9 protein-coding genes are annotated in these 13,758 nt (G+C 69.3%); 1 reads left to right on the top strand and 8 read right to left on the bottom strand.

What is annotated here, in order from left to right; genetic code table 11:
* Positions 1-50: 50 nt before the first annotated feature.
* From ACFO8M_RS03210 to ACFO8M_RS03185, 6 genes are all read right to left on the bottom strand, one after another.
* Positions 51-1,115: a LacI family DNA-binding transcriptional regulator gene (locus ACFO8M_RS03210; protein ID WP_387970382.1), complete on the bottom strand. Its 1,065-nt coding sequence runs from the start codon at positions 1,113-1,115 to the stop codon at positions 51-53.
* Positions 1,116-1,202: 87 nt separating this feature from the next.
* Positions 1,203-3,224, bottom strand: a complete 2,022-nt coding sequence (locus ACFO8M_RS03205; protein WP_387970380.1) for a glycoside hydrolase family 31 protein — start codon at positions 3,222-3,224, stop codon at positions 1,203-1,205.
* A 160-nt stretch (positions 3,225-3,384) separates the two neighbouring features.
* Positions 3,385-4,392 carry a LacI family DNA-binding transcriptional regulator gene (locus tag ACFO8M_RS03200; RefSeq protein WP_387970377.1) on the bottom strand — a complete coding sequence of 336 codons (1,008 nt, stop codon included), beginning with the start codon at positions 4,390-4,392 and terminating at the stop codon, positions 3,385-3,387.
* A gap of 128 nt (positions 4,393-4,520) precedes the next feature.
* Positions 4,521-8,111 carry a LamG-like jellyroll fold domain-containing protein gene (locus ACFO8M_RS03195; protein WP_387970374.1) on the bottom strand — a complete coding sequence of 1,197 codons (3,591 nt, stop codon included), beginning with the start codon at positions 8,109-8,111 and terminating at the stop codon, positions 4,521-4,523.
* A 181-nt stretch (positions 8,112-8,292) separates the two neighbouring features.
* Positions 8,293-9,750: a family 43 glycosylhydrolase gene (locus ACFO8M_RS03190; protein ID WP_387970371.1), complete on the bottom strand. Its 1,458-nt coding sequence runs from the start codon at positions 9,748-9,750 to the stop codon at positions 8,293-8,295.
* 151 nt (positions 9,751-9,901) lie between these two features.
* Positions 9,902-10,885 carry an aldo/keto reductase gene (locus ACFO8M_RS03185; protein WP_387970368.1) on the bottom strand — a complete coding sequence of 328 codons (984 nt, stop codon included), beginning with the start codon at positions 10,883-10,885 and terminating at the stop codon, positions 9,902-9,904.
* A gap of 113 nt (positions 10,886-10,998) precedes the next feature.
* Between ACFO8M_RS03185 and ACFO8M_RS03180 the strand changes: the two genes are divergently transcribed.
* Positions 10,999-12,003, top strand: coding sequence for a hypothetical protein (locus tag ACFO8M_RS03180; protein WP_387970366.1), 1,005 nt, complete (start codon positions 10,999-11,001; stop codon positions 12,001-12,003).
* Positions 12,004-12,043: 40 nt separating this feature from the next.
* Here ACFO8M_RS03180 and ACFO8M_RS03175 read toward each other — a convergent pair whose 3' ends face one another.
* Positions 12,044-12,526, bottom strand: a complete 483-nt coding sequence (locus ACFO8M_RS03175) for a cellulose-binding domain-containing protein (protein ID WP_387970363.1) — start codon at positions 12,524-12,526, stop codon at positions 12,044-12,046.
* A gap of 451 nt (positions 12,527-12,977) precedes the next feature.
* Positions 12,978-13,721 (bottom strand): alpha/beta hydrolase family protein, encoded by a 744-nt coding sequence (locus tag ACFO8M_RS03170; RefSeq protein WP_387970360.1) that lies wholly within the window; start codon positions 13,719-13,721, stop codon positions 12,978-12,980.
* Positions 13,722-13,758 lie beyond the last annotated feature (37 nt).

The following is a 13,758-nucleotide window of genomic DNA, read 5'->3' as shown; positions in this document are numbered from 1 at the left end:
TCGGTCCTTCCTGTTGCGCGCCAGTGCGAATCAGGAGATGTCCTCTGGCACTACTGATGGGGCGGAGCGGTCGAGGCACGGATGACGAGACGTCGGCGCGGTGCCGCCGCGTTCGCCTCCTGCAGTGCGGCCCCGGGCAGGAGCCGCAGGAGGACGTCGAGGGCGTGGGTCGCATCGCCTTCGAAGTCCTGCTGGACGGTGGTCAGCGGCGGAGAGAGATAGGCGGCGGCGGGGATGTCGTCGAAGCCGACGAGCGAGACGTCCTCGGGGACGCGGCGCCCGGCCTCGTGGAGCGCCCGGGCGAGCCCGATCGCGGTGTCGTCGTTGGCGCAGAACACGGCCGTGGCTTCAGGGGGCAGGACGAGACCGGCCGCGTAACCGCCGGCGGGGGTCCAGTCGCCTTCGAGCGGCGGGGGCGGTTCGATGCCGCGCTCGCGGTGGGCGGCGGCCCAGCCTTCGCGGCGTTCACGGCCCTCCCACCAGTCCTGGGGCCCGGCGACGTGCCAGACCCGCCGGTGGCCGAGGTCGAGCAGGTGCTCGACGGCCTCACGGCAGGCGGCGGCGGTCCGTCCGCGGCCGAGGGCGACGTGCTCGTCGGGCAGGCCCGGGGCCTGGCCGAGGCTCACGATCGGCACGCCGGAGTCCGGGCGCAGGCGCTGGCCCTCGTCGATGGGTTCGGAGAGGATGATGCCGTCGACCCCTTGGGCGAGCAGCCAGTCGACCGAGTCCTGGATCGCGTCCGGTTGGCCCTCAATGGTGTTGGCGACCATGAAGGAGAGCCCGGCGGCGCGGGTGGCGCGTTCGAGGGCCACGAGCATGGAGGCCGGGCCGAACAGGGCCGAGCCGAGGGAGACGACGCCGACGCGCTTGAAGCGGCCGGTGATGAGGGCCCGGGCGGCGGTGTTGGGGCGGAAGCCGAGTTCGGCGGCGGCGTGCAGGACCTTCTCGCGGACCGCTTCGCTCACATAGCGTTCGTTGTTGACGACGCGGGAGACGGTCTTCTGCGAGACCCCGGCCAGTCGCGCGACGTCGGTCATGCCGGGCGGTCGCCGCCGGGCATCGCCGCTCAATGCATCGCCGTTCGAAGCACTGTCGGGCGTGGTCGGGGAGGTCATAGGGCTCCAGCATCGTTTCTGACTACGTTGTCAGGCGTAACCTACGCCACGTTCTGGAGCCCTGTCAAGGGAGACCCGTCGAGTCGGTCAGATGGTACCGACCAGTTCCGCCAATGCCCCGTCGCGCGCGAAAACGGGGATGACCTCGATCGGCGCCGCTGCGTCGATCCACTGCCCGCCCTCGTGCACCGCTCCAGAGTGGAGGTCGGTCCACGACGCGCCCTCCGGAAGGTAGACGCGGCGGGAGGTCGCGTGCGGCTGGACCACCGGGGCCACAAGGACATCGGGGCCGAACATGTACTGGTCGGCCAGATCCCAGCAGACCGCGTCCGCGGGGAACTCATGGAACATGCCGCGCATGACCGGCTGGCCGTCGGTGTGCGCCTCCTCCATGAGCCGGCGCGTGTACGGGCGCATCGCCTCGCGCAGCTTGACGTAGCGCACGAGGATCTCGTAGACGTCCTCGCCGAAGCTCCACAACTCGTTGGGGGCGCCCGAATTGCAGCGCCCGGAGCCGTCGGCGGCGGTCACCCGCTCGCTCGGCTGCCGGTCGCCGTGCATCCGCATCACCGGGCAGAACGCACCGAACTGGAACCAGCGCACGAGGAGGTCGCGGAAGTCCGGGTCCTCGATGTTCCCGCCGCCGAAACCGCCGATGTCGGTGGTGAACCACGGGATCCCGGCCACGCCCATGTGCAGCCCCGCCGTGATCTGCCTGCGGAAGTCCTCATAGGAGGAGTGGATGTCGCCCGACCACACGAGCGCGCCGTAGCGCTGGCTGCCGGCCCACGCGCAGCGCACGAGGTTCACGATCTCCTCTTGCCCTGCGGCCCTTTGGCCCTCGTAGAACAGGCGCGAGAACGCCTGCGGGTAGATGTTGCCCACCTGCACGTTCGGGCCGGCGTGGTAGCGGTAGTTGTCGAAGTCGTAGACGCCGTACTCGGGTTCGGCCTCGTCGAGCCAGAACACATTGATGCCAAGGTCGTGGTAGTTGCGCTTGAAGATCTCCCAGGCCTTCTCGCGGGCGCGCGGGTTGGTGGGGTCGAGGAACATGCTGGGGCCCAGGAAGCTCATCTGCACGTCCAGGCCGCGCTCGGTGCGCACGAGCAGGTTGTCCTTCTTGAGCGCCGCGAAGTTCTCCGACTCCAGCGAGACCTGCGGCCAGACCGAGACCATGAGCTCGACGCCCATCTCCTTGAGCTCGGCCACCATCGCGGCCGGGTCCGGCCAGAACTCGTCCTCGAAGCGGAAGTCGCCCATCTTGGGCCAGTGGAAGAAGTCCGCCACGATCACGTCCAGCGGCAGGCCGCGTCGCTTGTGCTCGCGGGCGACCTCGAGCAGTTGCTCCTGGTTCCAGTACCGCAGCTTGCACTGCCAGTACCCGAGGCCGTATTCCGGCATCTTCGGGGCGTGGCCGGTCGCGGCGGCGTACGCGGCGGTGATCCCGGCCGGGGTCGGCGCGGCGGTGATCCAGTAGTCGAGCTGCTCGGTCGACTCGGCGATCCACTCGGTGCGGTTGGCGGCGAAGGTGGCCGAGCCGATCGCGGGGTTGTGCCAGAAGAACCCGTACCCGGCGCTCGAGAGCACGAAGGGGACGCTGGCCTGCGAGTTGCGGTGCGCCAGTTCGAAGGTGGAGCCCTTCACGTCCAGGATCGCCTGCTGGTACTGGCCCATGCCGTACAGCTTCTCGCCCTCGACCGGCTCGAACGCGGCCCGGAGGCGGTGCGCGCCGCCGGGCAGCGGCCGGAACTCGCGGGCGGTGCGCTTGAGCGCGCCGCCGCCGCCGAGCTCTTTCAAGAGCGTCCTGCCGGTGGCGTCCCGGAACTCGAGCGAGCAGTAGAAGCGGTCGTAGCCGGTCTGCCAGTCGAGACCGCCCGAGGCGCGGAGGACGACGCTGATCGCGCCGTTCGTGAGCGTCGCGGTGTCGCCGTCGACCTCGATCGCCACTTCGACGGGCTCGGGTTCGAGGAGCGCGAAGTCGGTGTCGAGCACCTCCCCCGCGCGGGTGCTCCGCACCCGCAGCGAGTCGCGGCCCCAGGCTTGGACGACGAGGGTCTCACCGTCGCCGCGCCAGGTGATGGCGTCCTTCGCCGTCTCGAACGTGTTCATCGCGGTCCACTCTTTCCCTCGGCAGGCTTCGCAAGACAGTACTGACGGTCCGCCGACCTGAGGGAGGCCCTGGTCAGCGAACCGGTTCGCTGATGATCATGCCAAGAGTTGGGGCGATCGTCAAGGAGCACTGCCCGCTGAAGACCACCCGGACGCCGCGCTAGGCGAGGGACGTGACGCTCGACTTCCGTTCGAGATGGGGCGCGATGAGCCGCTTCTGCGCCGGGGACTGCGGCGCGTCGACCCGCTTGCAGAGCACGTCGACCGCGGCCTCGGCGACGGCCGTCGGCTCGGATTCGACCGCCGTGAACGTCAGCACGTACAGGCGCGCGAGTTCGGCCGAATGCAGCGAGACCACGCTGCGGTCGGCGGGCACTTTCAGGCCGAGGTCGCCCAGCACGAACGGCAGCATCGCGACGGCGGCGTCGTTGTGTATGAGCAGCGTCTTCGGGTTCGCCGGGTCCTGGAGCGCGGCCCGGAGGGTCTCGCGCACCTCCTCGGGGCCCACCGGCACCGGGACGGGCACGAGCCGCAGGCCCCGGTCCGCCGCGCGCCGCAGCGCCGCCCGCTCGAAGCGGGTCGCATAGGTGGAGCCGTTCTCGTACAGCTCCTCGGGCCAGCGCACGAACATCGCCTCGCGGTGGCCGGCGTCGGCCAGATGGTCGACGAGCATGATTGCGGCGGAAGCGAAGTCGAGGTCGACGGCGTCGATGCCGCGGGTGTCCCCCGGCATGCCCACGAGCACGGCGGGGAACCCGGAGCGGCTGATCGGCTCCAGGCGCGGGTCGCCGTCGAGCACGTTGAGGAGGATGAGGCCGTCCACGAGGCGGCCCGCGATCGCGCGGCTCACCGCGGCGGTGCCGTCGGGTTCGGTGAGCAGCATGACGGAGTAGCCGCGTTCGCGCGCGGCGTCGGAGAAGGCCACGAGGTAGGTCGCCAGCGCGGGGCTGAACTCGGCCTCGTGGAAGCGGACGACGACGCCGAAGGTCATGGTCCGGGAGGTCGCGAGCGCGCGGGCGCCGGTGTTGACGGAGTACTCGAGTTTGGCGATGGCCGCCTCGATGCGGGCGCGCGTCTCGGGCGTCACGAACTTGCGCCCGGTCAGGACGGATGAGACGGTGCTGCGCGAGACTCCGGCCTCGCGCGCGACGTCGCCGATCGTCGCCACGCCGCCTCCTCCCGTCCTCACGGTCATTCGCTGTCTTTCATGGTCAATGTCTCGGCGAGTGTATCGGTTCGCCCGGTCGGGGCGGTGGTGTCGGAGGCGGCCGAGGAGGACCGGCCGCCTCCGATCATTCAGTCGAACAGCGGGGTGAGGGTGATCCGGTCGAGGTTCGGCGCGTACTGCGAGCGCAGCAGGACGTCGGGCCAGGTGTCGGAGCTGTAGCTGGTTCCGTCGAACTGCGGTTTCTCCTCGCCGTTCACGTCGATCTCGTTCACCCCCTCCTCGAGGTCGACGACTACGGTGAGCTCCCAGAAGTTGTTCTCGTGGAACGAATGCGGGAAGATCACGCGGATCGGGTCGGCGCCGTTGACGGAGACGAGCGCGTAGCGGGCCACGGGGTCGGGGTTGTAGTGCGTCGCCGGCGACTGCTCCTCGTTGGAGTAGCGGAAGGTCAGCGCGTACTTCCCGGCCTCGGGGACTTCGACGGCGTCGAAGGTGAGCGTGTTGCCGTTGCCCGGTTCGCCGCCGATGCCGGTGACGGCCTGGCCGCCTGAGGCGAGGGAGAGGTCCTGGGCGGTGGCGGTCCCGGCGAGCGTGCCGTCCTCGGCCTCATAGGCCTGGGCGTCGAGCGCTTCGGACGGGGCCACGGTGAGCCGGTCGACCTGGAGGCCCTTGGCGCCCTTGACGACGACCTTGTTGACGCCGCCCAGGAGGAAGGCGTCGACAGTGCCGTTCTTCGCGGTGGTCACGCTCTCGCCGTTGACCTCCAGCTGCACCTTGCCGTCCCCGAGGTCGAGGAGCGCACCCGCATCGGCGGGCGAGTAGACCCAGAAGGTCGCGTTGGCGCCCTTGGGGATCGAAGCGCCGCTGGTGTCGCCGTAGACCGGGGTCGCGCCGTCGAGTTCGGCGTATTCGGCCTCGTACACGTCGTATTCGTGCGCCGCGTTGGGCAGGGACAGGTCGATCTTGTCGATGAGCACGTCGCCGGTGATCGCGCCGTCGCCGCTGAGGCTCTTGGACGCCAGGGTGATCACGTGCTCCCCGGCGGTGAGTTCCACGGTGGTGTCGGTGTGGTCCCACACGGTCCACTTGTAGCCCAAGGGAAGGAAGACCTCCTGCTCCGCCGCGCCGTCGACGCTGAGGAACATGTTGGTCGGACCCTGGGCCTGCACTTCGGCATCGGTGTTGAGCGATCCGGCGAAGACGCTGAGGTCGTACTCGCCGTCCTCGGGCACGTCGACGGTGAACCGGAGCCCGTTGTCGGTGCCGGTGCGGATGCCGCCGACGTTGTAGCCGCCGGAGGTGTAGAACTTCGAGACGTTCGAGGGCGAGCCCTCGGGGCCGTTGACGTTCAGGCCGGAGCCCTGGAACGCGGCGTCCTCGGCCTCATAGGTCGCTTCCCAGGCGGCGCGCGGCTCGGCGCTCGCGCCGGTGTCGGCGCCCGGGGTCACGATGACCTCGTAGGAGGATTCGGCGTCGAGCGGCGGCAGGTCGCCGGTGCCGAAGTGCACGGCCGCGTCAGCGTCGGCGGCGGGCACGTCGAGCTCGGCGATCACGTCCGGTTGGGCGCTGTCGCCGATCTGGCCGCTCCAGCCGATCTCGCGCACGGTGAGGTGCACGGTCTCGCCGAACACGTCGGTCGGCACGTTGCCGAGCCGCAGCGTGTAGTTCCCGCTCGCGCCGCCGAGGAGCACGCGGCTCTGCCGCAGATCCTCATCAAGGGTGGCGACGCCTTGGAGCGTGTAGCTCTCGCCGGGATGGGGCGGTGTGACTTCGACGGTCTGGCCGCTCATCTGGCTGTAGGCGTTGAGGAGCCACCACTGGCCGTTGGCGCGGTTGGCCTGCACGGCGGAGTCGGAGAGGTTGCCGTCGATGTTCCAGTACGCGATGTCGCCGTAGACCTTCTTGTCCTCCAGCGCGGAGATCCACTGGATCATCTGGCCCGGAACCGAAGTGTGGTAGTTGAAGGCGTACTCGGTGATGTTGATCGGCAGCTCGGTGCCTTCGCGTGCGGTGCCGGCGAAGATCTCGGCCTCCCAGCCGCGATACCGGTCCACATTGGCCCGGATGTTGGCGGGGTCGGAGAGCTCGTGCCACACCACGGTGTCGGGCACGGTGCCCGCCTCGACGGCGTGCTCCATGAAGCCCTTGACCTGGTTGTACAGGACGCTGGTGTTCGGGCCGCCGATGCGGGCGTCCGGCAGCACGTCGTGGATCACCGCGTAGGCGCGGTCCCAGGCCGCGAAGAAGTCGCCGGGGTCGCTGAGCCAGCTGACGCCGTTGTAACTCCACTCGCCGGTGCCGAACATGTTGCCCTCGGGCTCGTTGTACGGCATGAACACCACATTGGACTGCTGCTCGGCGGGCAGGGTCGCGACCTGCTCGGCCTGCGCCCGCAGCTTCTCCATGTAGGTGTCGAGCTTCTCCTCCGGGGTGTCGCCGGGCCACTGGTACGGGAAGCCGCGGTGGATGTCGGTCATGTAGATGTAGACGTCGCCGTTGGAGCCCTCCACGAGCGGGCCGAGCACTTCGAGCGCGTCGGCGCCGGGGTGCTGCGGGCCGTCCTGGGCCTTGGTCGCCACCGTCGTCAGATCGATGCCGTCGATGAGGTTCTCGGACGGCAGGCCCTCGTCGTAGAGGCCGTACAGGGTGCCGGAGGCGCCGCCGAGGAAGTCGCCCGTGGGACTGCCGAGGTCCACGTTGAGGGCGTTCTCGACGACCTCCACTGTGGCCGTCACGGCGAGATCGTGGCCGACGACCTTGCCGGACACGGTGAACGAGCCTGGCCGGGCGTACTGCTCGGCGGGGATGTCGTCCCAGTCGATGCGCACGGTGCGGCCGATGCCGTCGGAGAAGGCGGCCGGGGCGGTCGCTGGCAGCTCGGGCGCCTCGCCCGCGATCGTCCGCGCCTCGAACGAGTCCTGCTGCAGGCCTTCGAGGACGGGCAGCTCACCGCCGTAGAGTTCGGCGACCTGCGCGCCGTCGAGGGCGAGGTCGTAGACCTGGAACTCGTCGATCGCGCCATCGAAGAACGGATGCCCGGACCAGAACGCCTTGCCGAGGAATCCGGAGGTCGTGCCGTTCGGGTCGTGCATGACCGCATCGAGGTCGAGCTGCGCCGTCGTGCGGCCGACCTCGACACCGTTGAGGTAGTAGACGATCTCCTCGCCGTCGATGGCGGTGACGGCCTGGACCCACTGCCCCGCCGGGAGCTTGCCGGTGCCGTCCACGCCGACCTCGGAGCCGCCGTTCACGGGCTTGATCGAGGAGCGGTTCGTGCCGGGACCCTGGTATGAGGGGGTCAGGAACGTCGCGCTGGCGTTGTCGCGGCCGAGGTTGTAGGCCCACTGGAAGTCCGCGCCGCCGTCCCAGCGGAGCCAGGTCGCGATGGTCATCTCGTTGCGGCCCTGGAAGAGTCCGTGCGGGACCTCCACATAGGGCGCGGTGGTGGAGTTCGAGGCGCCGCCGGTGAGGTCGAGCGCGGAAGAGCCGTCGGCGCGGCCGGGCGCCAAGGGGGCCTGCCCGGAGTTGACCACGGTGCCGTCGAGGCCCGAGGGCGAGAGGTCGTCCACGGTGCCGTCGGCGACCTGCCCCTCCTCGAACGAATAGGAGAGGACCAGGTGCTCATCGAGGGTCTGCGCCGTGGCGGGCACCGCCGCCAGCGGCACTATCGCGAACGCGGCGAGGACGCTCGCCGCCCGCACGGGTGCTCGGGACTTCATGTCGACTCCCTCTCGTCATTGAGAAGTCCGCTCGGAGGACGCTCCCAGCGAACCGGTTCGCCGTACACCGTACCGAGATTGAAGGGCCTTTGGCAAGAGTCAGAAGAACCGGTTCGCGGAATAGCGACGACCGCCCGGGGGCGGCTGCCCCCGGGCGATCGTATTGACGCCTGCGAATTCGCTAGGTCAGGCGGAACGTGGCGTCGGTGCGGTCCTGCGCGGTCGCGATCGTCTGGACATTGGCCAGACCGCCGACGGCGCGGATGTACCGGCCCGGAACGTTGTACGACTCGAAGGACTCCGCGGCGGCGTCCGCCAGGCCGTCGCGCTGGAAGAAGCTCGCGTCGCCGCGGAACAGCGCGGTCCCGGCGTCGGCCTCCACCCACAGCTCGTAGTTCTTGTGCCGCAGATACCGGCCCGGGTAGTTCGCCGACTCCAGCGAGACCGTCCCCGAACCGGCCAGGCCCGGCACGATCCGGAACTGCGAGTCCGCCAGCATCGCCACCGAGGTCCCCGCCCGCAGCCGGAAGTCGTAGTGGTTCAGGTAGGCGTCGGCCTGGCCGTACAGGGCCAACCGGTACGGGGTCGCGCCGGCCGCGACCGGGATGCCGAAGTCCGGCGTGCCGTCCGCCCGCCAGTAGACCTTCTGGATCCTGGTGTGCCGGTTGGGATCGTAAAGGGGATCGCCGCTGATGGCCTTGTAGGGCCGGGCGTGGTAGACGAGGATGTCGCTCTGCCCGTCCTCCGAAGTCGTGAACGAGTTGTGGCCGGGCCCGTACTGGCTCGTCGCGTCGTTGCTGCGCAGCACCGGCTGCGCGCTCTTCGTCCACGAGGAGGCGTTGAGCAGGTTCGCACCCGAGGAGGCCGTGAGCAGCCCGACCGCGTAGTTCGCGTCAGTGGCGCTGGCCGAGAAGGTCATGAAGATCCTGCCGTTGCGGCTGATGACCGCCGGGCCCTCGTTCACCTTGTGCCCGATGGTCTCCCACGCGAGCGTCGGCTTGCTGATGCGCACGGGCGTGCCGGTGATGGTCCACGGGTTCGTCATCGCCGCCAGGTACAGGCTGGTGCCCGAGCCGAGTTCGGGGTCGCTCTGGGCCCAGCAGAGGTAGCGGGTGGAGCCCTGGGTGAAGGTGGTCGCGTCCAGCGAGAACGAATCCCGCGGCGTCACGATGCGGCCCTTCTCGGTCCAGGTGCCGCTCATGGGGTTCGCGCTGGCGTTCTCCAGCACGTACATGCGGATCGCCCAGATGTCATCGGTGCGCCCGGCGGCGAAGTAGATGTACCACTTGCCGTTCACGTGGTGGATCTCCGGCGCCCAGATGTGCGCGCCCATCTCGCCGCTGGCGTGCTTGGTCCAGATGGTGGCCTCGGACGCGGTCGCGAGGCCCTGCAGCGTGGTCGCGCGGCGCATGACGATGCGGTCGTAGGCCGGGACGCTGGCGGTGAAGTAGTAGTACCCGTCGGTGTGCCGCCAGATGTGCGGGTCGGCGCGCTGCTGGATCAGCGGGTTGACGTACCGGACGCCGGGGGTGTCGGCGGCCTGCGCGGCGCCGGCGGCGAAGCCGACCCCGGCGGTGGACGCGGCGGCGACTCCGGCGGCCTGGAAGAGCCGGCGGCGGCTGATCGGCGGGAACTGCATGCGGACTCCTCGATGAGCGGACGACCACGACTTGTGACCGTTAACAATCTTTTGACAGAGTAGGCAGAGACCCAACGAAAGTCAACGATATCGATCCGCCAATATCAACGATCGCGAATATCCGGTGCCTCCGGAGAGGCACCGGATTCGGCTACCAGCGGTGGTGGACCTGCTCGCGGATCTTCGCGTCGTAGAGGTCCCGCACCGCGGCGAGGGTCGACTCCGGCAGCGGCGCGAGGTCGGCGGCCGCCGCGTTCGCTTGCGCCTGTTCGGGATTGCGCGCCCCGGGGATCACCGTGGAGACACCGGGCTGCTGGATGAGCCAGCGCAGGGCCGTCTGCGCGGGCGTCGCGCCCTCGGGAGCGAGAGCGGCGAACGCGACGGCCGCCTCGACGCCCGTCGCGAAGTCGACGCCGGAGAAGGTCTCGCCTTGGTCGAAGGCCTCACCGTGGCGGTTGTAGGTGCGGTGGTCGTTCGCGGCGAACACGGTGTGCTTCGTGTACTTGCCCGAGAGCAGGCCCGAGGCGAGCGGGACGCGCGCGATGATGCCGACTCCGGCCTTCTCGGCCGCGGGCAGGACGTGCTCGATCGGCTTGAGCCGGAACGGGTTGAGGATGATCTGCACGCTGGCCGTGCCGGGCCGCGCTATCGCGGTGAGGGCCTCGGCGCAGGTCTCGACGCTCACCCCGTAGGCGGCGATCCGCTGCTCCTCGACCAGGGCGTCGAGCGCGTCGAAGACCGCGTCCGAGGAGTACACGGGCGTCGGCGGGCAGTGGAGCTGCACCAGGTCGAGGCGGTCGACACCGAGGTTGGCGCGGGAGCGGTCGGTCCAGGCCCGGAAGTTCTCGAGCGTGTACAGGTCCGGGTCGAGTTCGACGCGGCGGCCCATCTTGGTGGCCACCATGACTCCGGCGTCCGGGCGCTCCTTCAGGAAGCGCCCGATCAGCTGCTCCGAGCGCCCGTCGCCGTAGACGTCGGCCGTGTCGAAGAACGTCACGCCGGCCTCGACGGCGGCGTCGAGCACGGCGAGCGCGTCCTCTTCCCGCACCTCGCCCCAGTCCGCCCCCAGTTGCCAGGTGCCGAGCCCGACCACCGACACCCGCTGGCCGCTCCTGCCGAATGCGCGCTGCTCCATCGGTTCCCCCAATTCATCGACGTGTATCTCGCGGGCCCAGTCTATGGAGTCGCCTGGGCCCGGCGGTATCGAGCACGCAGTTCGGTGCTGCGGCGGCCGGTATAGTGCGCTTCGTGCGCTACTATGTTCAGTTTCCTGCCGGAACCGGCGAATTGGTCGCCGAGTCGATCGGTTCGTACGTCGACCGGCCGGAGATCGTCTACGCCGACGACAGTTCGCTGATCTTCGAGTCGGACACCCCGTACGCGCAAGTGGTGCAGATGCCCTTCGTGAAGAACTCGTTCACCGTCATCGCCCATGTCCTCCGAGGCGATGTGAACGAAGGCGTTCTCGATCTCGCGGACTGCCTCCGATACGACGAACTCGACAGTCACGCCGACACGTTTCGCGTGATGTTCCATGTCGACGGCGAGCTGATTCCCGTGAGCCCCCGGGCGAAGCGCGCGCTCGAATCGGAAATCGGATACGCCTCCGGGCAGCGCATGGTCGGTCGCGGCACCGGCGAGGAGTACTGGGTGGTCGGAAGGACCGACTTCGACTACCTCATGCTCTGCCGCCGCCACATCAGGCCCAAGCGCGCGGCCAAGGCCGCGGGCGCGATCTCACATGAGATGTCGTCACTGCTCGTCGCGGCGTCCAAGCCGCGACCCGGTGACGTGTTCCTCGATCCGTTCGCCGGTTCGGGTTCCTTCACCAATGCCCGGATGTCGTTCCCGGCGAAGCGCATCGTCTACTCCGACTCCGAGCTCGAACGGCTGCAGGCGGATTTCCCTCCGGCGGTGCGCGATAGCCGCGCCGTCGAATTCCTTTCCGATGACGCGCTGGCGCTGCCTTCGTTCAAGGACCACGAAGTGGACGTCATCGTCACCGATCCGCCCTGGGGCGAGTACGAGGCACTGCCGCTGGCGCTGCCCGAATTCCTCGGCGCGATGGCACGGTCCTTCGACCGGGTCCTCGAGCCCCGGGCCGGGAGGTTCGTGATCCTCATCGCCAGGAAGGCCGCCGAGGAGGCCGAGAAGGCGTTGACGGGCGGCGACCTCAAGATCGGTTCGACCCATGAGGTGCTCGTCAACGGGCACCCGGCGACCGTGTTCGTCGGCGGCCGCGAGGCGGCGTAAGGACCGAAGTCCCCACGCCGCCTTCATGAACGCCGATCCGCTATGCGGCCGAGCCGGTCGGCGGCGGGCTCGTGGGCGGTGTGGTCGGTTCGCCGACGGAGCCGTCGCAGACCCGGCCGTTGAGGCGGAACTCGGTCGGGTTGGTGTTGACGCCCGCCCAGTAGCCGTTGAACCCGAAGGAGACCGACGAACCGCTGGCGATCTCGGCGTTGTAGCCCAGGTTCGCGAAGTTGACCTGCTCGGCCGTGGTCGCGAACGTCGCGTTCCACGCCTGCGTCACGTGCTGGCCTTCGAGCCAGACCCATTCGAGGTCCCACCCGTCGATGGGGTCGCCGAGGTTGGTGACCGTGACGTCGGCGGTGAAGCCTTCGGGCCACTGGCCGGTGACCTCGTAGTCGACCTGGCAGCCTTGGGCCGCTTGGGCACTCACCGCCCCAATGAATCCTGCGGTGAGCGCGGTGATGGCGGCGAGCACGATCGCGCCGAGGCGCCATCGGGGTCTGTGCACAGTGGTATGACTCATGCGAGTCTCCTTGCCGGAAGTGTGCGATCGAGTGGAGGGAACAGCCCGACGACCGGCGGAGATCGCTGTCATCGCACCGCGCAATCAGACTAGGTTTGAACATCCAACCTTGTCAATAGATCGATCTACACTCTCGTATGAGACTCCACTTGGGAACCAGATCGGCCGAACCGGCCGCGCACGCACTGAACGCGTCGCGGCCGACGAACCTCCTGCCGAAGCCCGACGGCCGGAGCGGGTCCCGCCCGAGGCAGAGGCCGATCCCGGCTCGAATGCGGCGCCGTCGGACATCGGCATCTATCGGCGTTGGCTTCCCATCGTCCGCCGCTTCTCGATCGCCTCCGGCTCGCATTCCTGACATCCGCGCCGGCATCGGCACCGCGAACCACGCCATCGCCTCAGGCTGACCGACCTCTCGGCGGCACCGACGCGACTTCTCGATGCGCCGTCCTCAGGCGTGGCTCAGGACGAATGCCTCGGTCAGTTCGAGCAGGTGCTCGCGGGCCGGGACGGTCTCGAAGCCGTGGCCGACGCCTTCGATGATCTGGACGTCGAGCCGGTCGCCGTAGGTGCGCCGGTAGCCGTCGAGGACCTCGGGGGACACGAGGGCGTCATCGGTTCCGTAGACCAGGCGGACCGGGCCGGTGTGCCCCTTCGCGTCCGCGAACGCATCGATGGTGTCGGCGTCGTCGGCGAAGGCCCCGTAGATCGGCATGCCGCCGAACTCGTCGTAGCCGTGCTCGGCGACCGCGGCCCGGCGCCGCTCGGTGACCCCGGCGTCCACCGCCATGGCGGCCGGGGCCCACAAGGTGAGGGAGCGGACCGGGCGCTGCGCGGCGGCGAGCGACGCGGTCAGGCCGCCCATGCTCATGCCCAGCAGTGAGAGCCGGTCCGGGTCGACGCCCGGGTGGCGCCCGACCGCCTCGAGCACGGCCAGGGTCTGGGAGACCTGGTCGGAGACGGTGAGATCGGCGAAGTCGCCGTCGGACTCGCCGCCTCCGGCGAAGTCGAACCGGTAGACCGCCACACCTTGTGCCGCAAGGCGATTGGCGAGCCGGACGAAGGTGTAGCCGAACTCGCTGCGGGTGCCGCTGAACCCGTGGCAGAGCACGATCGCCGGGGCCGGGGTCGACTGCGGGAGGTGCAGGGCGCCGCGGAGGGTGCGGCCCTTGTGCTGAACGTCAAGGGATTCCATGGAGCGAAAGTTAACACGGCAGTCCGGAACGGCTTGA

It is taken from the genome of Glycomyces rhizosphaerae, assembly GCF_042647865.1.
In the GTDB taxonomy this organism is placed as follows: domain Bacteria; phylum Actinomycetota; class Actinomycetes; order Mycobacteriales; family Micromonosporaceae; genus Glycomyces; species Glycomyces rhizosphaerae.
The sequence above is the reverse complement of the archived record's forward strand: the minus strand, read 5'-3'. Positions and strand labels throughout refer to the sequence as shown.